The organism is Corynebacterium sp. KPL2825 (assembly GCF_037908445.1).
GTDB classification, from domain to species: Bacteria; Actinomycetota; Actinomycetes; order Mycobacteriales; family Mycobacteriaceae; genus Corynebacterium; species Corynebacterium kefirresidentii.
Map to the genome: position 1 here is coordinate 69,616 of NZ_JBBMGI010000001.1, position 23,640 is coordinate 93,255.

General features: G+C 60.1%; 22 protein-coding genes and 1 pseudogene. 19 read left to right on the forward strand and 4 right to left on the reverse strand.

The features are described 5' to 3' along the window. Positions 1-21 precede the first annotated feature (21 nt). From WMQ00_RS00410 to WMQ00_RS00465, 12 genes are all read left to right on the forward strand, one after another. On the forward strand, positions 22-2,826 hold the full coding sequence (locus tag WMQ00_RS00410; RefSeq protein WP_200289067.1) for an FAD-binding and (Fe-S)-binding domain-containing protein: 2,805 nt from the start codon (positions 22-24) through the stop codon (positions 2,824-2,826). Between the two features lie 95 nt (positions 2,827-2,921). After that, a complete protein-coding gene (gene glmS, locus WMQ00_RS00415; protein ID WP_023020611.1) occupies positions 2,922-4,793 on the forward strand; it encodes a glutamine--fructose-6-phosphate transaminase (isomerizing) in 1,872 nt (623 codons plus the stop codon). A 192-nt stretch (positions 4,794-4,985) separates the two neighbouring features. Next, a complete protein-coding gene (locus WMQ00_RS00420) occupies positions 4,986-6,509 on the forward strand; it encodes an ABC-F family ATP-binding cassette domain-containing protein (protein ID WP_301732289.1) in 1,524 nt (507 codons plus the stop codon). A gap of 82 nt (positions 6,510-6,591) precedes the next feature. Beyond that, positions 6,592-7,695, forward strand: a complete 1,104-nt coding sequence (gene alr / locus WMQ00_RS00425; protein WP_200289066.1) for an alanine racemase — start codon at positions 6,592-6,594, stop codon at positions 7,693-7,695. Next, positions 7,685-8,185, forward strand: coding sequence for a tRNA (adenosine(37)-N6)-threonylcarbamoyltransferase complex ATPase subunit type 1 TsaE (gene tsaE, locus WMQ00_RS00430; RefSeq protein WP_200288256.1), 501 nt, complete (start codon positions 7,685-7,687; stop codon positions 8,183-8,185). The genes alr and tsaE overlap by 11 nt, the downstream gene beginning before the upstream one ends. An 89-nt stretch (positions 8,186-8,274) precedes the next feature. Continuing rightward, the gene (locus WMQ00_RS00435; protein WP_239208262.1) at positions 8,275-9,864 is read left to right on the forward strand and encodes an aspartate:alanine exchanger family transporter; all 1,590 of its coding nucleotides are present in this window, start codon (positions 8,275-8,277) and stop codon (positions 9,862-9,864) included. 163 nt (positions 9,865-10,027) lie between these two features. Next, positions 10,028-10,537: a hypothetical protein gene (locus tag WMQ00_RS00440; RefSeq protein ID WP_239208226.1), complete on the forward strand. Its 510-nt coding sequence runs from the start codon at positions 10,028-10,030 to the stop codon at positions 10,535-10,537. Continuing rightward, positions 10,537-11,244, forward strand: coding sequence for a tRNA (adenosine(37)-N6)-threonylcarbamoyltransferase complex dimerization subunit type 1 TsaB (tsaB, locus tag WMQ00_RS00445; protein ID WP_239208227.1), 708 nt, complete (start codon positions 10,537-10,539; stop codon positions 11,242-11,244). The genes WMQ00_RS00440 and tsaB overlap by 1 nt, the downstream gene beginning before the upstream one ends. Next, positions 11,241-11,723 carry a GNAT family N-acetyltransferase gene (locus WMQ00_RS00450; RefSeq protein WP_248099809.1) on the forward strand — a complete coding sequence of 161 codons (483 nt, stop codon included), beginning with the start codon at positions 11,241-11,243 and terminating at the stop codon, positions 11,721-11,723. The genes tsaB and WMQ00_RS00450 overlap by 4 nt, the downstream gene beginning before the upstream one ends. Before the next feature lie 19 nt (positions 11,724-11,742). Beyond that, a complete protein-coding gene (gene tsaD / locus WMQ00_RS00455) occupies positions 11,743-12,786 on the forward strand; it encodes a tRNA (adenosine(37)-N6)-threonylcarbamoyltransferase complex transferase subunit TsaD (RefSeq protein WP_248099807.1) in 1,044 nt (347 codons plus the stop codon). A 91-nt stretch (positions 12,787-12,877) separates the two neighbouring features. Beyond that, positions 12,878-13,306, forward strand: a complete 429-nt coding sequence (locus WMQ00_RS00460) for a hypothetical protein (RefSeq protein WP_023020619.1) — start codon at positions 12,878-12,880, stop codon at positions 13,304-13,306. Positions 13,307-13,428: 122 nt separating this feature from the next. Beyond that, the gene (locus tag WMQ00_RS00465) at positions 13,429-14,865 is read left to right on the forward strand and encodes a purple acid phosphatase family protein (RefSeq protein ID WP_301716531.1); all 1,437 of its coding nucleotides are present in this window, start codon (positions 13,429-13,431) and stop codon (positions 14,863-14,865) included. Positions 14,866-14,883: 18 nt separating this feature from the next. On the opposite strand, the gene WMQ00_RS00470 is transcribed toward WMQ00_RS00465, so the two are convergent. Continuing rightward, entirely contained in the window at positions 14,884-15,519 is a 636-nt protein-coding gene (locus WMQ00_RS00470) for a response regulator transcription factor (protein WP_239205795.1), read from the reverse strand. Then, positions 15,516-16,664, reverse strand: coding sequence for a sensor histidine kinase (locus WMQ00_RS00475; protein WP_316327675.1), 1,149 nt, complete (start codon positions 16,662-16,664; stop codon positions 15,516-15,518). The genes WMQ00_RS00470 and WMQ00_RS00475 overlap by 4 nt, the downstream gene beginning before the upstream one ends. A 112-nt stretch (positions 16,665-16,776) precedes the next feature. Between WMQ00_RS00475 and WMQ00_RS00480 the strand changes: the two genes are divergently transcribed. The 5 genes and pseudogenes from WMQ00_RS00480 to WMQ00_RS11990 all read left to right on the forward strand — a co-directional run. Further along, positions 16,777-17,382 carry an ABC transporter ATP-binding protein gene (locus WMQ00_RS00480; RefSeq protein WP_023020623.1) on the forward strand — a complete coding sequence of 202 codons (606 nt, stop codon included), beginning with the start codon at positions 16,777-16,779 and terminating at the stop codon, positions 17,380-17,382. After that, complete coding sequence (locus WMQ00_RS00485; protein WP_200288247.1) at positions 17,366-18,607, forward strand: FtsX-like permease family protein; 1,242 nt, start codon at positions 17,366-17,368, stop codon at positions 18,605-18,607. Before WMQ00_RS00480 ends, WMQ00_RS00485 begins: the two co-directional genes overlap by 17 nt. Before the next feature lie 186 nt (positions 18,608-18,793). Further along, positions 18,794-19,087, forward strand: coding sequence for a co-chaperone GroES (gene groES, locus WMQ00_RS00490; protein ID WP_005322702.1), 294 nt, complete (start codon positions 18,794-18,796; stop codon positions 19,085-19,087). An 8-nt stretch (positions 19,088-19,095) separates the two neighbouring features. Further along, entirely contained in the window at positions 19,096-20,712 is a 1,617-nt protein-coding gene (gene groL / locus WMQ00_RS00495) for a chaperonin GroEL (RefSeq protein ID WP_200288246.1), read from the forward strand. An 85-nt stretch (positions 20,713-20,797) separates the two neighbouring features. After that, positions 20,798-21,151 (forward strand): annotated as a pseudogene (locus WMQ00_RS11990) (hypothetical protein); the annotation flags it as partial. On the opposite strand, the gene WMQ00_RS00505 reads toward WMQ00_RS11990, so the two are convergent. Beyond that, a complete protein-coding gene (locus WMQ00_RS00505; RefSeq protein ID WP_023020627.1) occupies positions 21,148-21,450 on the reverse strand; it encodes a WhiB family transcriptional regulator in 303 nt (100 codons plus the stop codon). The pseudogene WMQ00_RS11990 and the gene WMQ00_RS00505 overlap by 4 nt on opposite strands. Before the next feature lie 306 nt (positions 21,451-21,756). Here WMQ00_RS00505 and WMQ00_RS00510 point away from each other — a divergent pair, with 306 nt between their 5' ends. Both WMQ00_RS00510 and WMQ00_RS00515 read left to right on the forward strand, forming a co-directional pair. Next, positions 21,757-22,329, forward strand: coding sequence for a sigma-70 family RNA polymerase sigma factor (locus WMQ00_RS00510; protein ID WP_049359746.1), 573 nt, complete (start codon positions 21,757-21,759; stop codon positions 22,327-22,329). A gap of 65 nt (positions 22,330-22,394) precedes the next feature. Continuing rightward, a complete protein-coding gene (locus WMQ00_RS00515) occupies positions 22,395-23,150 on the forward strand; it encodes a hypothetical protein (RefSeq protein WP_340440566.1) in 756 nt (251 codons plus the stop codon). 3 nt (positions 23,151-23,153) lie between these two features. Here WMQ00_RS00515 and WMQ00_RS00520 read toward each other — a convergent pair whose 3' ends face one another. Continuing rightward, positions 23,154-23,525 carry a DUF5319 domain-containing protein gene (locus tag WMQ00_RS00520; RefSeq protein ID WP_005326826.1) on the reverse strand — a complete coding sequence of 124 codons (372 nt, stop codon included), beginning with the start codon at positions 23,523-23,525 and terminating at the stop codon, positions 23,154-23,156. Positions 23,526-23,640 lie beyond the last annotated feature (115 nt).

Below are 23,640 nucleotides of genomic sequence, written 5' to 3' on the forward strand. Positions count from 1 at the left end.
TGGGAAGGCAGGCTGCGGTACATGACTACCGGCGTCGTTGATGTGCAAGAACTTTCTACTCGCTATGGGATGGAGGTAAAGACCGAGGTCATTGACCGCGTGGCACATGCCTCCGATGCCTCGCACTACCTGTACACCCCCAAGGCAGTCATCGAGGCTCGCTCCGCCGAGCATGTGGCGGCCATCTTCCGTGCGGGCCGGCAGCAGAATGTTCCGGTAACTCTGCGCTCCGGTGGCACCTCTCTGGCAGGTCAGGCTTCCGGCGATGGATACCTGGTGGATGTGCGCAAGCACTTCCGCGGTATAGAAGTTCTTGATGAGGGCAAGCGCGTGTGCGTCCAGCCCGGCGCGACGGTGCGTCAGGTCAACGCCCGCCTAGGCCTGCGCAACCGCAAACTGGGGCCGGATCCGGCCAGCGAGTCTGCCTGCACCATCGGCGGCGTGGTGGCTAATAACTCCTCCGGCATGGCCTGCGGCACTGAGCTCAATACGTATAACACTCTGGAATCGCTGACCTTTGTGCTGCCTACCGGCACCGTAATTAACACCGCCGATCCGGATGCAGACCGGCAGTTCCAGGAGCAGGAACCGGAGCTGGTGGACACGCTTATCCGCCTGCAGCGCCGTGTGCGCGATAACCAGGAATCCGTGGATATTATCCGCCGTCACTTCCAGCTGAAAAACACGATGGGCTATGGTCTCAATTCCTTCCTCGACTTTGATAGCCCGGTCAAGCTTTTTGAGCACCTGCTTATCGGTTCGGAAGGAACCCTGGCCTTCATTGCGGAAGCGGTTTTCCGCACGGTGCCGATTTCTAAGCTGACCACCACCACGGTGGCCGTATTTGATGATCTCAGCGCTGCCACCAAGTCCCTGCCGGCACTTTTGGAGACCGGAGCGGCCACCCTGGAGCTGATGGACTCTGCCTCTATTCGCGTCGGTCAAGGCTTTGATAAGGTGCCGCAGGCCATTACCGGTTTCGATGTGGATAAGCAGGCCGCGTTGCTCATTGAGTATCACGCTGATGCCCAAGAGGAATTGCAGGAGAAAGAAAGCAAGGGATCGCAGCTCTTGCGCGAATTGCCGCTGCAGTCCCCGGCAGCCTTCTCGGCTGATGCCACAACGCGCACTTCCGCTTGGAATTTCCGCAAGGGTCTGTACGCCCAGGTAGCAGAGGCGCGCCCGTCTGGCACGACGGCCCTTTTGGAAGACATCGTCGTGCCCGTCGGCGATCTGGCAGATACTTGTTCTTCGCTGCAGGAACTCTTTGCCCGCTATGGATATGATGATGCCGTCATTTTCGGCCACGCCAAGGACGGCAATATCCACTTCCTGCTTACGGACCGCTTTGAAGGCGATGATGCCATCGGTCGCTATAACGGTTTCAACGAGGGCATGGTGGACTTGGTCCTCTCGGCCGAGGGCAATCTCAAGGCGGAACACGGCACCGGCCGCGCCATGGCGCCGTATGTGCGCCGCCAGTACGGCGATGAGCTCTATGAGGTAATGCAGGAACTCAAGCGGGCCTGCGATCCCACCAACACGATGAACCCCGGCGTCATCTTGGACGATGACCCCGATGCACACATCAAAAACATCAAGCTCAATCCCACCGTGGAAGAGGAAGTAGACCGCTGCGTGGAGTGCGGCTACTGCGAGCCGGTCTGCCCGTCGCGCGACCTCACGCTTACCCCACGCCAACGCATTGTGGTGCGCCGCGCCCGCAAGCGCGCGGAAGAAGCTGGCGATAGCCAACTCGTCGCTGAGCTAGATCGGGCCTACGAGTACATGGGCGTCGAGACCTGCGCCGTGGATTCGATGTGCCGCACTGCCTGCCCAGTAGGCATCGATACCGGCAAGTTCATCAAGCGCTTGCGCCGCGAGGAAGCCCAGCCAGCGCAGCAAAAGCTGTGGGGTGCTGCCGCCAAGAACTGGCAGGTAGTCAGCCAAGGCGCCGGGGTAGCGCTTACCGGCGCGCACCTATTGCCCACCGAGCTAGTCAAAAAGGTTACCGATGTGGGCCGCAGTCTCATCGGTGCCGATAATCTCCCGCAGTACCAGCCAGAGTTGGGCAAGGGCGGCAAGTCCCGCGGCCGCTTGGCCGGCCGCGTAGGTGATCGCTATGCCCAGACCACCGGAATCTATCTGCCCGCCTGCGTGAACACCATGTTCGGCCCGCAAGGCGGCGGCAAGGGTGCTACCGATTCCTTTGTGGCGCTCTTGGAGCGCGCCGGGGTCGCGCTGGAGGTTCCGCAGGGCATCGACAAGCTTTGCTGTGGTACACCATGGTCTTCCAAGGGCATGCAGGCCGGCCACGATGTAATGGAGCAGCGCGTGCGCGATATCGTCATGGACGCTACTGATGGTGCGCGCCTTCCGGTTATCGTGGACGCCAGCAGCTGCACCGCTGGCTTTAAAGATATGTTGGAGTCGGTGGGTATCACCGTTATTGACGCCATTAGCTTTACGGCCGATACCTTGCTGCCGCAGCTGGAAGTAAAGAATCCAGTGGCTTCCATGACTGTGCACCCCACCTGCTCTGCCTTCCAGCTGGGCATGATGGACGATGTAGAAAAGGTGGCCCGCGCCGCCGCGACCGAGGTACACATTCCCACCGAGTGGAATTGCTGTGGCTATGCCGGTGACCGCGGCATGCTGCACTCGGAGCTTACCGCTGCCGCCACCCGCGCCGAGGCAGCGCAAGTCAAGGAAATCGGAGCGCAGTATCACGCCTCGACCAACCGCACTTGCGAGCTTGGCCTTACCCGTGCCACCGGCGAGGATTACCACCACATTTTGGAGCTTTTGGAACAGGCATCGCGCTAGTTTTCCCAGCACAGTAGCGGGTGGGGTGCCGTGCCTTGCTTGCCGACGCCCCGCCCGCCTAGAGCTTTGCCCCTTGTGCTGTAAAATCAGCAACCATGTGTGGAATTGTTGGATATATTGGTCACGCTGGTGGTGGCCGTGATTACTTCGCCCTCGACGTAGTTCTGGAAGGGCTGCGCCGTTTGGAATACCGCGGCTATGACTCCGCTGGCGTAGCAATGTACGCCGATGGAGATATCAGCTGGCGCAAGAAGGCCGGTAAGGTCGCTGCGCTGGATGCTGAGATTGCAGCCCGCCCGTTGCCTGACTCCGTGCTGGGCATCGGCCATACCCGCTGGGCTACCCATGGTGGCCCCACCGACCTGAATGCGCACCCGCACGTGGTCGATGGCGGCAAGCTGGCAGTGGTACACAACGGCATCATCGAGAACTTTGCGGAGCTCAAGTCCGAGCTTTTGCACAAGGGCTATAACTTCGTTTCCGAGACCGATACCGAGGTCGCTGCCACCTTGCTGGGAGATGTCTTCCACAATGAGGCAGCCGGCGACCTGACCAAGGCTATGCAGCTAACCTGCGCTCGCCTGGAGGGCGCGTTTACCCTGCTGGCCATCCACGCCGAACAGGCCGATCGCATCGTTGCCGCTCGCCGCGACTCCCCGCTGGTTATCGGCTTGGGCGAGGGCGAGAACTTCCTCGGCTCCGATGTATCCGGCTTTATTGATTACACCAAGTCTGCCGTGGAGATGGACAACGACCAGGTTGTGACCATCACCGCGGACGAGGTGGAAATTACCGATTATGAGGGCAACCCTGCACAGGGCAAGCCTTTTGAAATCAAGTGGGATGCCGCCGCTGCGGAAAAGGGCGGCTTTGATTCCTTTATGGAAAAGGAAATCCACGACCAGCCTTCCGCCGTGCGCGATACCCTGCTGGGTCGCTTCGATGAGCAAGGCCAACTGACCCTCGATGATCTGCGCATCGATGAGACCGTGCTGAAGTCCATCGACAAGATCATCGTCATTGCCTGCGGTACCGCCGCCTACGCTGGCCATGTGGCACGCTACGCCATCGAACACTGGTGCCGCATTCCTACCGAGGTCGAGCTCGCTCACGAGTTCCGCTACCGCGATCCGATCGTGAACGAGAAGACTCTCGTTGTTGCGCTGTCCCAGTCCGGCGAGACCATGGATACCTTGATGGCCGTGCGCCACGCCCGCCAGCAGGGCGCCAAGGTCATTGCCATCTGCAATACCCAGGGCTCGTCCATCCCGCGCGAATCCGATGCCGCGCTCTACACCCACGCCGGCCCGGAAATCGCCGTGGCCTCTACCAAGGCCTTCCTCGCGCAGATTACCGCCACCTACCTGCTTGGCCTTTACCTGGCTCAGCTGCGTGGCAATATGTTCGCCGATGAGATCCAGGGCGTTCTCGCTGAGCTGCGCCACATGCCGGATAAGGTCCAAAGCGTCATCGACGAGGAAGACCAGGTGGCCAACCTGGCCAATTCCATGAAGGACGCGGAATCCGTGCTCTTCTTGGGCCGCCACGTGGGCTTCCCGGTGGCTCTCGAGGGTGCGCTGAAGCTCAAGGAGATCGCTTATCTGCACGCCGAGGGCTTTGCCGCAGGCGAGCTCAAGCACGGCCCAATTGCGCTTATTGAAGAAGGCCAGCCGGTCTTCGTTATCGTGCCATCTCCACGTGGCCGCGACTCCCTGCACTCCAAAGTCGTCTCCAATATTCAGGAGATCCGTGCCCGCGGTGCTATCACCATCGTGATCGCGGAAGAAGGCGATACCGCCGTGGAGGATTACGCTAACCACGTCATCCGCATCCCGAAGGCGCCGACCCTCATGCAGCCGCTGCTGGCTACCGTGCCGCTGCAGATCTTCGCTGCCCACGTAGCCAAGTCCAAGGGCTACGACGTGGACCAGCCTCGCAACCTGGCCAAGTCCGTGACCGTGGAGTAATCCACTCCAAGCGTCCGCCGTTAGGCCCCCTTACCTGCCGCGTTTCTTGCGTGGTAGGAAAGGGGGCTTTGGCATTTCTTTGCAGCTTGAAACTGTTATGCTTTAGGGAGCAATCGTTGTCGGTGAAAGGAGTAGGCAGTGCTCATCCGTCGTGTTTTCGCCTAAAACACTAAAGGAAGAACGGATTTAAGCATGCCTATTTTATTAAATGATCTTTCCCTTATATGGCCCGATGGAACGACCTGCTTCAGTGGCCTAAACGGTGCCTTTTCTGGCCCTTTAACTGCACTAATTGGGGATAATGGTGCAGGGAAGACAACTCTATTAAACGTCATCCTTGGAAATATCTTGCCTACGGCCGGAACGGTGGAAAAGCCGGAATCGGTAGCTTACCTGCCACAAGACCTTGCTTGGAATAGAGATGACATAGTAGCAGACATCTTCGGCGTCACCCAAGTGCTCGCGGCGATTTCCGTAGTCGAATCTGGTGAGTATGACCCAGAACTCTATGAGTTAATTGAGGAGCAATGGGACGTTGGTGAGCGCATTAGCGCTGCCCTTTCCGCCGCTGGATTGGATATCCCGTTGGACCGCCCTATCGAAAGCCTCTCTGGAGGGGAAGCGGTCCGCGTCGCTTTGGTGGCGGTGTTCTTGTCCGAGCCAGATTTCATTATCCTCGATGAACCGACCAATAACCTCGACGGAGCTGCAAAGAAACATCTGAAAGATATGTTGGTAAATGCCGCGGCGCCGGTGTTAGTGGTAAGCCATGACAAAGACCTGTTAGATGTAGTTTCCGAGGTAGCGGAGCTAAGGGATGGGAACCTACGCTTCTTCCAGGGCAATTATTCCGATTACCTTGCCACAATTGATGCAGAACAGGAAGCTGCGCAAAAGGCAGTGTCCACCGCCAAAGCGACTTATAAGCAACAACTCCGCGAACAACAAGCAATGCAAACACGGATTGCGCGTGATGCGCGCCGAGGAAAGAAGTTCGCAGAGGCGAAGCGCAAACCTGGTATGACGATGAAGCTTGATAAACAGCGAGCCGAAAAGACGGCATCGCGCAGAGCACAGCTGCATTCAGACGCAGTTGAAACAGCTCAACGCTCTATAGCTCGAGCAGAGCGAAATATACGTGATAATGACTCGGTGTATATCGAGCTGCCACAAACTGAACTGCCTGAAGGAAAGCGAGTTATTTCGGTGCCCGGGCTATCGATTGTTGGCCCCGAACGCGTGCGCCTGTCAGGACCAAATGGAAGTGGCAAGACCACGCTCTTAGACCGAATTAACTCCGGTGAAGAGGGCTACGTTATCGACAACTTAGGGTACTTACGTCAGCGAATTGTGTTAGATCCTTCTCTCAGCGTGTGGGACGTGGTTACTAACGCGAATCCACAAGAGGAACCGCAGTTTATCCGCGATCAGCTTGCTCAGTTGTTGTTTCAATCTGACTCGGTTCATGCGTTGACAGGGACCCTTTCGGGAGGCGAAAGATTTAGGGCGGAATTCGCCAGAGTGCTCTTGGCGGATCCGGCGCCGCAATTGCTAATGCTCGATGAGCCGACCAACAACATTGATATTTCAACTGTTGATTGGCTGGTCTCGGTATTGAAAAACTATCGAGGCGCATTACTAGTGGTGAGCCATGATGAAGATTTCTGCTCGCGGATAGAACTTACGAGGCAAGTTTCCATAGAGGACATTGGATGAGCCGACTCCAAGGTGGAGCTATCGCGAGTGAATGCGCCACCACCCGCCCGAATTCAGCAAAAGGGTGAGCAGTGGCACAATGGTGGACATGCTGAAAACCACCATTGATCTCTCCGCCATCGCGCACAACGTCCGCCTCATCAAAGAAAAGGTAGGGCCTGAGGTCAAGCTCATGTGCGTGGTCAAGGCCGATGCCTATGGCCACGGCGCGGCCAAAGTCGTGCCGGTAATGGCGCGCGCAGGTGCGGATAGCTTTGGAGTGGCCACTCTGCGGGAGGCGGTGGACTTGCGCCGCGCGGGTGTGGAGACACCCATCGTGGCGTGGATTTGGCAGACGGACGAAATCCTCGAAGAGGCACTTGCCTGCGGCATTGAAGTAGCAGTTAACTCTCTTGAACAGGCACATAAGCTGGTTAAAGCCGATTTTCCTGCTGAGGTATATGTCAAGGTAGAAACCGGCATGCACCGTTCCGGCGTGGATGAAGAGGATTGGGCGGACACTTTCAAGGTGCTGCGCGACGCCCCACATATCAAGGTTCTCGGCCTTATGTCGCACTTTGCCTGTGCTGATGAGCCGGATAATCCACACAACGACGCCCAAGAGGAGGCGTTCCGCAAGGCCCTGCGGCTCGCGCGCGAGATTGGGCTGGAGTGTCCAGTCAATCACCTGGCCAATTCACCAGCTGTGCTGACGCGTCCTTCCTCCTATTTTGAGCAGGTACGTGTAGGCGCCGCCTGCTATGGTTTGGAGCCTATTGACGGCCGCGAGCATGGTCTGCGCCCAGCCATGACCTGGTCCGGGCAGATTTTTAACGTAAAGCCGATTCAGCCAGGGGAAGGCACCTGCTATGGACTGACCTGGAAGGCGGATGAGCCGGGATTTTTGGCCACCGTGGATTGCGGATACGCCGATGGTCTACCGCGTGGTTATCAAGGCGATTTGCATGTAGGCATCGGCGGGCACCTGTATCCACAGGTAGGCCGAATCTGTATGGATCAGATTGTGGTGGACCTGGGCGACAACCCCCATGGTGTGGACACGGGTCAAGATGCCGTGATTTTCGGCAACGGGGGAGTATCGGCTACGGATCTCGCCGCGGCGGCAGGAACCATCAACTACGAGGTGGTCTGCTTGCCCGATGGCCGCACCGAACGCGAATACATAGGAGAAGAAGATGCGCAGTAGCTTTCCGGAATCCGGCAGCCGTGACCTATCCACGGTGGAAGAAACCTATGCCTTCGGCGCAGAGCTGGGTGCGGCGCTCGAGGCTGGCGATGTGGTGATCCTGGATGGGCCATTGGGGGCTGGAAAGACGACGCTAACGCAGGGCGTCGCCAAGGGCATGCAGGTCAAGGGGCGGGTAACCTCGCCGACCTTCGTGATTGCCCGGGTGCACCGCTCAACCGTAGGTGGGCCGGACCTCGTTCACGTTGATGCCTACCGTTTGCTCGATGAAGGCGGCGCTAATTCCGGGGATCCGCTAGGGGAGCTCGATGCTTTGGACTTGGACACGGAGCTAGAAGACGCCGTGGTCATCGCCGAATGGGGCGGGGGACTGGTAGAGCAGATTGCGGAGCACTACCTGTTTATTAGCATCGACCGCGAGCCGGCGGAATACGCGGGCGCAGACGAGGATGTTCGCCGCTTTACGTGGTCGTTGCGGGGCGGTCATTAGCACAAATGTCCGCCTAAAGTGCGGATAAGTGATGAATCTCCTACGCGGAGAATTTGCCCCGGGTATAACCAGTGCGTAATTCTATTGAGGTGTTGAATTTTCTCGCCTCTAGTCCTTTGCTATCTCTCTTCGTCATCATGGCGGTGGGTCTAGCGATTGGCAAGATTAAGATCTTCGGCATCTCCCTCGGTGCCGCGGCTGCGATGTTTGTGGCGCTGGGTCTTTCTACTGCCAATCCTGATATCCAAATTCCGCCTTTGGTCTATCAATTTGGCTTGGCGATTTTCGTTTATGCCATTGGCCTCAGCTTCGGGCCCTCCTTCGTCCGCGAGTTTAAGACCCGTGGCTGGAAGCTCACGGTATTCATGCTGGGAATGTTGGTAATCCTGGTTGCCGTAGGCTTTGGCCTCATCCGCGCCTTTGGCCTGAGCACGCCAGAAGCTACCGGTATGTTTGCCGGTTCGCTTTCTTCCACACCGGGTATGGCCGCCGTGGTGGAAATGGTGGGCGATTCCACCCCGGTTGTCGGTTACTCCCTGGCCTACCCGGGTGCGGTTATCGGCGCTATTCTCGTTGCCGCCATCGGCGCTAAGGTGGTCAAGGTCAACCATGAAGAAGATGCCCGCGCAGAGGGCATGATTCCCGCCGAGCTTGTGGCCAAGGGTGTGCGCTTGACCAAGAATTTTAATGACACCGCTGGTCATATCTATCGCGTAACCGGTCAGACCGTCGTTGCTACTCGTATCATTTCTGACGAAGAGCGCCACCGCCTGGCTGTTCCAGAAATGCCGCTGTGTGAGGGTGAGGCTTATCTGCTTAACGGCTCTGAAGAAGCCGTCGATAAGGCCATCGAGGTCTTGGGTGAGGAACACCCGGTGGAGCTGACCGAGGATGCAGGTTTAAAGTACACCCGCGTTACCGTGTCCAACCCGGATATTGCCGGTAAGTCGATCCGCGAGATCAAAGCTCTTGACCACGGCTTTATCATCGCTCGTGTCCGCAAGGGCGATAAAGACCTCGTCCCGCACCCGGATACGGTGCTTAACTATTCTGACCGCGTTCGCGTAGTAACCAGCCCGAGCCGCCTGCCGTACGTGCGCAAGTACCTCGGTGACTCTGAAGCTGCTTTGGGTAACGCGGACCTGCTATCCATGGCTATCGGCCTGACGCTGGGTATGTTGCTCGGCCTCATTCCGATTCCGATGCCGGGCGGCTCCACCTTGCAGCTAGGCTTCGGCGGCGGCCCCGTGGTCGTCGGCCTGCTGCTGGGCTACCTCAACCGGACGGGTCCGCTTAACTGGCAGATGCCGTTTCACACGCGCGAAACCATTTCTAATATGGGACTGACCCTCTTCCTCGCTGGCGTGGGCACCTCGGCCGGCGCCTCCTTCCGCGATGCCCTAACTGATCCGTCCTCCCTGACCATCATGGGCGTGGGCCTTATCATCACCTTGATCTCCGCCATTCTTATCGGTGTCATCGGCATGCTAGTGCTGAAGCTGAAGTGGGACGAGGCCATGGGCTGTGCGGCTGGTATGACCACCAACCCTGCGGTCTTTGCCTATATTCGTGACCAAACCGGCACCGAGCTGGCAGCTCGTGGATGGGCCACGGTTTATCCCACCACGATGATCGGCAAGATTATTGCCGCGCAGGTATTGCTCCTGTTGTTGCTATAGCGCCAATACATCGCGTTAATTACTCACCCACAGGGTCGCCCGCCTACACTGGCAGGCACTACCCTGTGGGTTTTGTGTTGCGGTTAACCAGGTAGCATCGGTTGCCAGATAAACCGCCCACCGCCTGAAACTTAAAAACTTTTCAAGGAGCCTTACTCACCCCATGACTAAATTCGCTCGCAACCTTACCGCCGCCATTATCGCCATCTTTATTGTTGTCATGATGGTTCTCCTCGCCTCGTCTACCCTGCGCGAGGACAATCCATTGGAGGGAAACCTCAGCTCCACGCTGTCTAAGACGCCGAAAAACCTGGAGGCGATGAGCCTTATTCCTTCCGATGTCTACGGCAAGGACTATGCCGCTATTGGCTTCATCTGCCCGGGCATGAAGGAAGATAAGGTCAAAGAGGCACAGATCGATACCAAGGACATCACTTTTGAAGATGGCAAGGTCCCAGAGGGCAAGAGCTATGCGGTTGCCATCTCCCAGAGCACTGAGCCCTTCATCGAAGAGCTGGACCCGGAAAAGGTCGAAGTCTGTGAAATGATCAATACCCAAATCAAGGCCATGGAGCAGCAGGGCCAGAGCCTGGATGGCGGAGTACCGATGGTCCAGGGCGCTCAGCCTTTGGCGTTCCAGCGTCAGGATGGAACCTGGAAGCTGGTTGGCTAATGCGCGTCCTCGCGATCGACACGGCAACTACCGCCTTGGTCACCGGGGTAGTAGATACCGCCACTGGGCAGACCACCGAGCGCGTATTGGAAGATACCCGCGCTCATAATGAGCTGCTCATACCTACGATCACTGACGCCCTCGCAGAGGCAGGCATGGAGTATTCCGACCTAGATGCGGTGGTCACCGGCGTGGGCCCAGGCCCGTTTACCGGGTTGCGCGTGGGGATGGCGACTGCCTCCGCGCTTGCCGACGCCCTGTCCATCCCCCTCCACGGCGTATGCACCCACGATGCAATCGCCCATGCTGCCGGCCTCCCCGCGAGCCCCGCAGACGCGGACGGCGAGGCCACCGCCTTGGTGGCTACCGACGCACGCCGCAAAGAGATCTATTGGGCCACCTACCGCGCCACCGATTCTGGTGTGCAGCGCATCTCTGGTCCTGAGGTAACTAAGCCGGCAGAAGTTGAGGTGGGACTCACCGGTACTGCCGAGGTCATCATCCCCGAGCGCCTCGCCGCTCAGCTACCGGAGGAGCTGACCGAGCTGCCGCACCGCGCGGCCCATCCCACCGCAGCAGCCCTAGTGGCTGTAGCTGACCTCACTGCGGAACCGGCCCCCGTTGTGCCGCTCTACCTACGCCGCCCGGATGCGGTTCCGCCGAAGCAGCAACAGCTGTCGGCCGCCATCCCCAAGGTGGAACTGTGAAGCTGCGCGAGTTGACCCCGGCCGACGCACCCCGGTGCGCCGAGCTGGAAAAGGTCCTTTTCCCCGGAGAGACCCCATGGTCCAGCGGAGTCTTCCACCAGGAAATGGCCCAGCCCTTCAACTTCTATTTCGGGGTAGAAGGCGCGCTCGACCCCGCGCACGAATCCACAGTGCTGCTAGGTTATGCGGGAATCGGCATGATGGGGCCAGCGGCTGATCCAGAATTTGAAATCCACACCATCGGCGTCGATCCCGCCGCACAGCGCCGCGGCATCGCTCGCATGATGATGGACAATATTTGTCATATTGCGGATCTTAAAGACGCCCCGGTCTTCCTCGAGGTACGGGTAGGCAACGAACCTGCTATCGGCCTTTATGAGGGGTATGCGTTTGCCAAGCAGGGGATGCGTAAGAATTATTACCAACCTTCCGGAGCAGATGCGCACGTGATGGTGCGCCCGCGCCAGTCCGAGCGTTAAAGAAACTTAAGGAGCAGTCATGAAGATCATGGGCATCGAGTCCTCCTGCGACGAAACCGGCGTGGGCATTGTCGAGCTTCGCGAGGACGGCCACATGGAAATCATCGCCAATGCTGTCGCTTCCTCCATGGAGCAGCACGCGCGTTTCGGCGGCGTCGTCCCGGAGATCGCCTCCCGTGCCCACCTTGAGGCCATGCCGCAGGTCATGCAGGCGGCGCTGAATGAGGCGGGTATCGCTAAGCCAGATGCCATCGCCGCCACCGTGGGGCCAGGGCTAGCCGGTGCTTTGCTGGTGGGTGCCTCGGCCGCCAAGGCCTATGCCGCGGCTTGGGGCGTGCCTTTCTACGGCGTTAACCACCTAGGCGGCCACGTTGCCGTGGCCAACCTGGAAGGCGAAGAGCTGCCGCATTCGGTGGCCCTTTTGGTCTCGGGTGGGCATACACAGCTGTTGGAGGTAGAGGCCGTCGGCAAGCCTATGCGCGAGTTGGGCTCCACGCTTGATGACGCCGCCGGTGAGGCCTACGACAAAGTCTCGCGCCTGCTTGGCCTCGGCTACCCGGGTGGCCCGGTGATTGATAAGCTCGCCGCGCGCGGTAAAGCCACCATCGATTTTCCGCGCGGCATGTCCCGCCCCGAGGATCTGCGCGGCCCGCACCGCCACGATTTTTCCTTCTCTGGGCTCAAGACCTCCGTGGCCCGCTACGTGGAGCGCGCCGAAAAGGCAGGGGAAACCATCAGCGTGGAAGATGTCTGCGCCAGCTTCCAGGAAGCCGTGGCCGATGTCCTGACCGCCAAGGCCGTGCGTGCCTGCGAGGACACGGGCGCCCGGGTGCTGCTACTGGGAGGCGGCGTGGCCGCTAATTCCCGCCTGCGCAAGCTGGCTAGCGAGCGCTGTGCCGCCGCTGGGGTCGAGCTGCGCGTGCCGCGCTTTTCGCTGTGTACCGACAATGGCGTGATGATCGCGGCCATTGGTGCGCAGCTTATTCATGAAGGTGCCCAGCCCTCTGGCCTCGGAGTTGGCACCGATACCCAGCTGGATGTGGAAGAGCCGCAGTTAACCTAAAGTTCTTCTTTCTCGCTCTGCAGGCGGGGTGCGGGGCCGGTACCCTAAAAGGCGTTCATGCCCTCTTGGCTTTGTGAAGGAGCTTTCTCTCATGACCGTCGGTTTCCTTGTCAACCCTGATCTCACCCGCCGCAAGCTGGAATTCGAGCTGGAGCACGCCAACCAGTTCTTGGGCGGCACCACTGAGGACCGCGTCTCCGTAGTATTCCAAGAAGACGGCACCACCTATGCGGCGCTCTACAACCCCGAAGCCAAGGCTGAAGGCGCCGAGCCCAACCCAGTAGCCTCCTTGGCGCGCAACGCCGCCGCCACCGGCAATGCCGCTTTCTTGCAAGACCCCATCCGCTCCATTTGTGGTCCGGTCATCTTCGTTGATGCCGAGGGCGAAGATAAAACCATTGACGCCGTCATCGAGTCCGTGGAGCAGGGCATTCGCGCCGTCAAGAACTACCGCGAAGATAACCCAGAGGAGTACACGCTCTGGCGCGCGGCCGTTATCAATTCCACCAAGAGCCTTTAAACCTAGCCCCTCACAGGTAGGGTTCAAGCGCTTTTCGCGCGCTCGTATTACGGTGTTCACATTCTTATGGTGTCCTAGGGAGCCGTACTGCTTTTTCTAAGACTCCAAAAGGTGAAAACTGTATGCTTCGATCATCGCGCTTCGTCGCCTCCTTCGTTACCGCCCTTGCCGTGGGCGGTGCCGCCACCATCGTGCCCGCCACCCCGGCGCTGGCCGCTGATTCGCCCATCTACCGCACCATCCTGCAGCCGGGCGAGGATGAATCCCAGGTAATGGTTACGTGGCGCACCAAGTCCAAAGCCGACGAAGTCCTCGAGGTTACCGGCCCGGAAGGCACCAAGACTTTCCGCGCCGAGGAACGCGATTACGGCGCCCTGCTTTATAAATCCCAGTTCGCCACCGCCACCGATCTGCAGCCGGATACCGAGTACTCCTACCGCGTTGGCTCTGAGGAAGGCGGCTGGTCCGAACCAGAGACCTTTAACACCGGCTCCAATGGCGATGAGTGGTCTTTCCTCACCGTTGCAGACCCGCAAATCGGCGTGGACCTCAAGGTAGATGACCAAGCGGAGCAGTGGCGCAAGACCATCGCTCACGCGGCTTCCCATGTGCCCAATGCCAACATGATCTGGTCCCTAGGGGATCAAGTAGAAGGCTGGGGCGCCCAAGTGCCGCAGTACGATGCCTACTTCTCCGCCCCGGAAATTCGTCACATCCCGACCAATACCGTTCCGGGCAACCACGAGACTTATAACCTCACCATGAAACATCATGATGAGCACTTCTCTAACCCCCACCAGGCCGAAGATATCCGCGACCACTACTTCGAGCGCAATAACGTGCTCTTTATTGGCCTGGACTCCAATGCTTCTTCCGACGCCGATATTGCTCGCCACGAGCAATTCCTGCGCGAGGCCGTGGAATCTCGTGGCGCGGATAATGACTGGATCGTAGTTGGCATGCACCACGGTCCGTATTCACAGGGCTCGCACCACTTTGATAAGGACGTCACCAACCTGCGCGAGAAGCTCACCCCGGTACTCTCTGAGCTCAACGTGGATGCCGTGCTCTCCGGCCACGACCACATCTACACCCGCAGCCACCTGATGAAAAACAACAAGCCAGTCCTGCCAGAAAAGAAGCCGCAGCGCGGCGATGTCCTCGAACCCAAGGATGGTGAGGCCTTGTATCTGACCACCACCACCGCGGGTGGCGGCAAGTACTACGACTTCACTGACGTTAATAATCAGAAGCACAAGGGCGCACGCATGGAGACCATCGATCCGAAGCTCGCCCATGAGTCCACCGCCATGTGGCGCCAGGACTACACCGAGGACTACATGCGCGTGGATGTCTCCGATGACAAGCTCACCTTCGCTACCTTCAACGAAGCCGATAACACCCTGGTAGACAAGGTTTCGCTGAAGAAGAAGGACCGTGGCGCTGCGCCTGCCGACGCCTCTACCGACCCCGACACCCCAGAGGTGCCACAGGATCCGGAAGGCGGCAGCTCCCTGAGCTCCAGCGATGCTTTGAGTGGACTCAGCTCCAAGAAGTAGCTCGCGTCGCCGGCGTTATTAGCGCTCGGTGTGGCGCAGCCACGCCAGCACGGCCTTGACCCGTCGGTTAGAATCCTCGGGCAGGAACCCGAGCTTCGTAAAAACATTGGAGACATGCTTGCTTACCGCGCCAGCGCTAAGAACGAGCGTGTCTTCAATTTCTTTATTGCTCAATCCTTGGGCCATAAGCCCCAGCACTTCCCGTTCGCGTGAGGTGAGTTGGGCGAGGCCGGTGCGCTTTGCAGACAGCAGTGCCGTAACCACCTCTGGGTCCACCACGGTGCCGCCGCGGGCGACCTCGTCGAGCGTGCGCACGAATTCCTCTACATCAGAGACGCGCTCTTTGAGCAGATAGCCAAATCCCCCGTGCTCCAAGAGGCGGTCGAGGTAGCTTGCCGCTACGTATTGGCTTAGCACCACCACTGGTTGGGTAGGGTTTAGCGCTCGCAGGTCATGGACGGCTCGCAGGCCGTCGTCAGTCATGGTGGGCGGCATGCGCACATCGCTGATAATGAGGTCGAAGGCTTCTCGCCCAGCGATTGCGCGCAGTTCTTCGGCATCCGTGGCGGCTGTAACTCTATGGCCCAAAGAGCTGAGTAGCTGCTCGAGCCCGGCGCGCAGCAGCGCGGAATCTTCCGCGAGTAATAGTTTCATTCCGCCTCCTTCAGCGGCAGCTCGACTAGTAGTCGGCCGCCGCGTTCGCCCGCGGCAGTCTCGTGTGCCGCGGCAAGTTTTAGCGTGCCGCCCAGTGCGGCGGCGCGCTCGCGTAGCCCGGCTATGCCGGTACCGGCCCCCGTCGTGGCGTCTGTCGCTGCGCCGGAAGCGGCTGCCTCGGCCGAGGGGCGGTCGGGGCCGGTGCCATTATCAACGATGTCCAAGCGCAACATGTCCTCAAAGGTAACCATTACTGTGGCTTCGGTGGCCGCGCCGTGCTTGGAGGCATTGGTAAGTGCCTCGGCCACCGCATGATAGGCCAGCAGGGCAGTGGTCTCGTCCACGGAGCGTTCCGGCCCGTCCACGTGCAGTTCAGTCTCCAGCCCGGAGTGGGCGAGTAGCTCGTCGAGGGCGGGGATAAGCCCGGCGTCGAAAAGCACCTGCGGGGCAATGCCGCGCACCGTTGCGCGCAGGGAAGCCAGGGCCAAAGAAGCATTATGTTCCGCATCGGCCAAAGCAGGCAGCGCCTCGGACGGGGCCTGCAACTTCGCCGCCGCCAAGTTGAGCTTGAGCGCGGTCAGGTACTGCTGCGGTCCATCGTGCAGTTCGCGCTCGATGCGGCGGCGCTCGCCGGAGAAGGCATCGATAAGCGTGGCGCGCGAGGCCGCCAACTCCTCGGCCGAGGGGCTCAACGCCAGCCGAGTCAACGAGGTCGACGCCAAGACCAATAGGCGGTTGAGCCCCACCAATAAAGCCACCAGCAACGGCGCGGTGAGCCAGCAGGTAAAGAAAATGAGCGGCCGGTTGGTGGTAGACCACTCGCCAAAGGAGAATTCGGTCTTTGGCACGAATGGCGCAATGACCAGCACACCCGCCGTAAAACCCAAGGCAGTCCACGCGGCAAAGCAGGCAGCTGAAAGCAATAGCTGCAAAATAAGGTGATAAAACTGCTGCCAATCAAACCACCGGCCCGCACGCCGGGAAGGGATCTCCACGCCCATCCACCGTGCACCCAACCGGCCGACAAATTCCGCGGCGCGTCCCACCAGCGGAACCCACGGCAGCATCAGCACCGAAACCACCAACGCCGGGATAAATAGCGCGCCAAGGACAAGGCTCCACGCGCAGGCTTTGAGGGTTCGCATAACCCAAGAGCCTAGCCGCCTTACCCGGCGTGGAGCAGTAGAGCTAGCTCTACCATTTTCTGGGCAGCCCGCCCCATGTCTTTCTTCTGCGCGGCCGAGTGGAATCAAAGGCATGTTAAAAGCAGAAAATCTCACCAAGCGCTACGGCCGCCGCACTGTGCTCAAGCGGGTCACTGTTTCCATCGCCCCGGGCGAATTCGTCGCCATCATGGGGCCTTCCGGTAGCGGTAAAACCACGCTCCTAAACCTGCTATCCGGGCTGGATAAACCCACTTCCGGACAAGTCAACGCGCCGGGGCGCAGGCAGCGTGCCTTTGTATTCCAGGACTATAACCTCTTGGAATCCCTCAATGCGCAGCGCAATGCCACCTTGACCGCGCGATTTTCCGGCCGGCGCCCGTCACGCAGCCGGGTGGCGGAGGTCTTTGATTCGCTCGGCCTTGCTGGTCTGGAGCGCCGCCTGCCCGCACAGCTTTCCGGTGGTCAGCAACAACGCGTGGCTGTAGCCCGGGCCCTGCTGGCTCAAGCGCCCTATATCTTCGCCGACGAACCCACAGGCGCGCTTGACGACGCCACCGCATCCACCGTCCTTTCCCACCTGCGCACCGCCGCCCGCGATGGCGCCAGCGTGATTATGGTGACCCACTCGCACCTCGCCGCTGAAGCGGCCGACCGCGTTATTTCCCTTGAGGAGGTAGCCCATGCTGGTGTGGCTTAAGGACTTACAGTCCAATTGGTTATCGTGGCTGGCCGTGGCGCTGACGTTGGTGGTCTCTTCCACCTCGTGCACCCTGGCGCTAGCCATGCTGGTCGCCTCCTCCGGGGCCGAAGAAAACCCCGCCGGCCCGGTGGGCGGCACGGTACTCGGCATGGCCCTGTGCGTGGTGGTGTTGGTGACGCTATCGCAGATGCGCCTTATCATCGCCGAGCGCGAGCCGGTCTACCGTTCCTGGCGCATGGTGGGGATGCCCGGGTGGATGATTATTGCCTTCATTCTGGGCCAGGTCGCCGTAATCAGCGCGGCCGCAGGGCTCCTTGGCGTACTGCCGGCCCGCCCGCTGCTTGCACCGTGCGTGCGCGCGCTGCGCAGCGATGGCATCCCCATGCCCGACATTGTCATTACCGGCCAGGTCACGGTCATTGCGGTCATAGTCTGCATGTCCGCGGCCCTGGTTGGCGCGCTGCCTCCACTGCGCCGAGTCTTCCGGCCGCGCACCACCGCACACCCGGCCTGGACCGTGGTGAAATTTGTACTTGCGGCCGCGGCCCTCGGCGGCACGGTCTACGGGTGCCTGCACATTGCCGATCCCGGCGATCTTCTCTCGGCCGAGATGGGCTTGGTCATCCTCGTCGCCCTCTTTTGGCCCTGGCTTATGCCCGCTATCGACCAATGGAGCCGCGCGGCCGGCATCGCTGGGGCCAATGTGCGCGTGCGCCGGCGTTTTTCCACCCCGCACATCGTGCCGTGGGTGCTGGTCGGTGGGTTTATCGTCGCCGTAGGCTCTGGCCTGCGCTTTGAAAGCTCCGCAGGCGCCGGCGGCACCCTATCGTCCTGGCAGGTCTTCGTCGCCCTTTTAGGGCCTGTCTTTGCCCCCAGCCTCGTGAGTGCCGTGCTCACCTCGCTGCTCATGCATGGGCGCATCGCCTCCGATATCCGCGGCCTCACCCTCGCCGGCGCCGCTCCTCTAGCCTGGATCCGCGTGCAGGTGGGGGAGGCGGCCTGCCTCACCCTGACCGCGGCCGGCGTGGTCTGTGCACTGTGCTTGGCGACGCTCCTCCCACTCCATCACCTGCTCACCCCGCAGGTTCCTTTCGGCCGGACGGTGGTGGAGCAGCTGTGGTGGCCGGCCTTCGCCGTGATTTTTGGTGCGATGTTTATCGCACTGGGCGTCGTCAAGCTGGCGCTTGCCGGCTTTGTACGCGCGGGGAATCGGGAGCGCTGAAAGGATCGCTGAGGGCTTAAGAATGTGGGCCGGGTCATTGTTGAGGGTTAGCAGTCGCGAGGGTAGAGTGCTAATCAGGTTGTTTGACCCACAGTTGTTCACCCGCGACGACGGCTGTGCTGGACATCCACAACCGGCACGCGCGTGCCATACCGGCGCGCATACGAACACTACGGAGGAAACATCATGGCAAACATTAAGCCTCTCGAGGACCGCGTCCTCGTACAGATCGTAGAAGCTGAAACCACCACCGCTTCCGGCCTGGTTATCCCGGATTCCGCTAAGGAAAAGCCGCAGGAAGCTACCGTCGTTGCAGTAGGCCCAGGCCGCACCAACGACAAGGGTGAGGTCACCCCGGTAGGCGTCAACGAGGGCGATACCGTGGTCTTTTCCAAGTACGGCGGCACCGAGCTGAAGTACAACGGTGAGGAGTACCTGCTGCTGTCCTCCCGTGACCTGCTCGCCGTCATCGAGAAGTAGGCCTCACTATGGCAAAGCTTATTGCATTCGACCAAGAAGCCCGCGAGGGAATTCAGCGCGGCGTCGATACGCTGGCTGATGCCGTCAAGGTCACTCTCGGCCCGCGCGGCCGCAACGTCGTGCTGTCCAAGGCTTTTGGCGGCCCCACCGTCACCAATGATGGCGTGACCATCGCCCGCGATATCGACATCGAGGAACCATTCGAGAACCTCGGCGCCCAGCTGGTTAAGTCCGTTGCAGTCAAGACCAACGACATCGCAGGTGACGGCACCACTACCGCCACCTTGCTGGCCCAGGCACTCATCTTCGAAGGCCTGCGCAACGTCGCAGCTGGCGCTAACCCAATCGAGCTTAACCGCGGCATCGCGGCGGCGGCCGAAAAGGCCGTGGAGGAGCTCAAGGCCCGCGCCACCGCAGTCAATTCCTCGTCCGAGATTGCCCAGGTAGCCACCGTCTCTTCCCGCGACCCGGAGGTCGGCGAGATGGTTGCCGGTGCTATGGACAAGGTGGGCAAGGACGGTGTTGTCACCGTCGAAGAATCCCAGACCATCGACTCCGCCGTCGATGTCACCGAGGGAATTTCCTTTGACAAGGGCTACCTTTCCCCGTACTTCGCTACGGAGGAAGAGACCTACCACGCCGTGCTGGACGACGCCGCTGTGCTCCTCGTCCGCAATAAAATCTCCTCCCTGCCGGACTTCCTGCCGCTGCTGGAGAAGATCGCCGAGACCAACCGCCCAACCCTCATCATCGCAGAGGACGTTGAGGGTGAGCCGCTGCAGGCGCTCGTCGTCAACTCCATCCGCAAGGTGCTCAAGGTCGCAGCCGTGAAGGCTCCGTACTTTGGCGAGCGCCGCAAGGGCTTCATGGATGACTTGGCCGTCGTTACCGGCGCCACCGTCATCGACCCAGAGGTGGGCGTTAACCTCAACGAGGCTGACCTCGACGTTTTGGGCTCCGCTCGCCGCGTGACCATCACCAAGGAAGACACTGTCATCGTCGATGGTGGCGGCACCGCTGAAGCGGTAGAGGAGCGCCGCGAGCAGATCCGCCGCGAAATCGAGCGCACCGACTCCACCTGGGATAAGGAAAAGCTGGAGGAGCGTCTGGCAAAGCTTTCTGGTGGCGTGGCCGTCATCCGCGTCGGCGCCGCTACCGAGACCGAGGTCAACGAGCGCAAGCTGCGCGTCGAAGACGCCATCAACGCGGCCCGCGCGGCCGTGGAAGAAGGAGTCATCGCCGGCGGTGGCTCTGTGCTGGTCCAGATCTCTAAGGAGCTGGAGTCCTTCGCTGAGGGCTTTGAGGGCGAAGCAAAGGTCGGCGTCCTCGCCGTCGCCCGCGCCCTGACCCGCCCGGCATACTGGATTGCTGAAAACGCTGGTCTCGACGGTGCTGTTGTCGTTTCCCGCGTTGCTGAGATGACCAACGGTGAAGGCTTTAACGCCAATACCCTTGAGTACGGCAACCTCATCGATAACGGCATCATCGACCCCGTCAAGGTCACCCACTCGGCCGTGGTCAACGCCACCTCCGTGGCCCGCATGGTTCTTACCACCGAGGCCTCCGTGGTGGAAAAGCCACAGGAAGAGCAGCCAGCTGACACCGGTCACGGCCACCAGCACTAAACTGGGCTACCAACATCGCCCGCCCCGCTTTGCGCGCGGCGGGTTTTGTTGTGCCTAGACTAGGGCCGTGGAATACATCAAGGTCACCGGTGATACCGACCCCGTTCGCAAGGCCTTCGCCAAGGCCAATGGCATCAAACCCGCACTCTTATTCCGCGAGTTTCGAGGGTGCCTGCCTCAAGCGCAACGGCGCGGGTGTGGTCTACGTGGAGCCGGGCGTGATGAGCAGGTAGACTCCGGCCATACCGTCATCCGTATCGACCACAACCTGGCTGTGCTCGCGCACGCGGACTACGCCATCGATTTGGGCCTCGGAGCCGGTTTGGCCGGCGGCCAGGCGGTCTTTAGCGGCACGCCAGCAGACTTAGCCGAACAGCGTGACTCGGTGACGGGGCGTTTTTGCCGACGCCCTCGTCTCCCCCTAACTTTCCTGCCTTAAGCGTTGACCGGCGCGGCGGCGCGGCGACGCTGGCGAAGCTCTACCACGCGTTCGGATTCGCTCATTCCGCCCCAGACACCGTAGGGTTCGGCGGATTGCAAGGCATGCTCGCGGCACAAATCAATGACCGGGCAAGAATTGCAGATGGCTTTGGCGCGATTCTCGCGCTGGGCGCGGGCGCGGCCGCGCTCGCCATCCGGGTGATAAAATACGTCCGAGTTTTCTCCGCGGCAGGCGCCTTGTAGCTGCCAATCCCACAGGTCAGCGGTGGGACCGGGAAGCAAATGAGGCTGAGACACGTTACTAAGCTCCTTTGTAAGGGCGAGAATTCTTGTGTGGCTTCCGCAGTGTCGCGAAAAGCAACCTCACGTAGTGTTTCGCGCGTGGGTAAACGGTGGGTTACCGATTTTTGACTTTTAAGTATTGTCCTCGCGATTCCTCCACCGACACCACGGTTTACCAGCGCAAACGCCGAAGGTTAACGGTTTGTGAATTTTCTGCCGCTCAGCTTGCATAGCTAATGGGGCTGCGCGTTGCCTTTGCATAAACTTCCCGTGTGCCAATATGGTTAGTTACCGGTCGAAAACATCTCAGAGGGTGCATACGTGAGTGATAGGGAACAGGAGCTAGCGGATCTCGTTCCGCATGCCGTCGACGGCAGCCGTCGAGCGCTGCAAAAAGTCCTGCAGATCATTCACCCGCAGGTGCTGCGCTACTGCCGCGCCCGTATTGGCGGCGGCCGCCAACCCACCGCGGAAGATGTAGCCCAAGAGATTTGCCTAGCAGTGGCTACCTCGATTGGTTCCTATGAGGACAAGGGCCGCCCTTTTATGGCCTATGTTTACGGCATCGCATTTAATAAGGTCACCGATGCTCACCGCGCGATGGGCCGCGATAAGTCCACGCCTACCGAAGAAATTCCGGAAGACTCCGCGCGTGAAGCCACTCCTGAAGAGTGGGCGCTAGAGGCCGACGGTAGTAACAGAATGCGCGCCTTGCTCGATACATTAAGTGATAAGGCGAAAAACATCGTTATTCTGCGCGTGTTCAACGGTTTGTCAGCAGAAGAGACTGCGGAAATTGTGGGTTCCACTCCAGGCGCGGTCCGTGTGGCACAACACCGAGCACTAGCTCAATTGCGAAAGACCCTCCAAGTCGCGCAGGAAACTGCACACTAAGGGGCTTGTGGCCCAATCTCACAGCAGGTATTTCATAACAGAAAGGAAGGGGGAGAGACACCATCATGGCTTCTAAGCACCACGGCGATAACGACGACCTAGCGGACCAGCTCCAGCCCTTGGTCGATGATGATGCATTCCTCACTGAGCTTTCGAAAGGCAACGACCCTTCCGACCGTCAGGATGACCTGGCGGGGTTGCTGCTGGAGTTAAAGGGGGACGTCGACAAGCACATGCCTCCGGCCCCGCTGGTAGAAGGCGCTGAGGCGGAGCCTCAGGTTATTGATCTTGGTAAGGTGCGCAAGCGTCGCCGCGGCGGGCCTTTCGTGCATGGTCTCATTGGCGCGGCCGCTGCAACCCTAGTCATTGCTGGAGCCGGTGGCGCAATGCTGCATGCCGGAACTTTTGATAAAGGGGATAAGACCCGCAATGTAGAGCTGGCCGGAACGCTGGAAGAGATGGAATCTCGCGCGGCCGAAGGCGATATTGAAGGTGCTCGGGAACTGATGAGGGATGCCCGAGCCAAGCTGGACGCGGCCGAAGGCAAGGAAGAAAAGGCCATCGCCGCCAACAGTGAGGCGGAACACAAGCGCTCTGCGCACCCGAAGCCCGCCCCGCACACCGTGACGGAGACCGCCACCGAAACCGTGGCGGAAGAAGCTTCCCAACCGGAACAGCAGCCGGAACAGGTTACCGTGACCGAAACTCAGTACGCCACCGAAACCGTGGTAGTCACGGAGCCGGCGCAGCAGAACCCACAGCCCAACCCCAACGTTGAGGATGAGCCGACGACCACCATCGAGTTGGGCCAGCAGCAGTAGAAGCTAGCGGCCCTCTAGGCCATCCAAGTAACCCAGGGCGTAGTCCCAGGGAACATAGCGGGAGGGATCCGGCTCGGCGCCCGGCTCATGTACTGGCGCTAGCTCCCCTTCGAGCGTGGCGCGCATATTTGCGGCCATGATATCCCACTCGTAGAAGTGGTTTTCCTGGCAATCCTCGCACAGGAAGAAGATGCCATCGATGCCGCGCGGGCCGAGGATGGACGCGAATTTCTGCACCAGCGCGAGGTCGTGGATGATGGCGATTCGGTCGTCGTCGGTAAGCGGCATGACCTGCTCGTCCTCCTCCAGGAAGGAGGCGGGGTCATTCGGGTCATCGGCGAAAGGATCGCGGGGCATATTGGCGAAGAAGTTCACGCCTGCGAGCCTATTGAACTTACCCTCCCGAGGCAATTTACCCCTGCCCAAATGGTGTCGTCGGCCGGCAAAGCACTACAGTTGTGGTAGCCGCTAAACCTGTTAAGGAGAGACC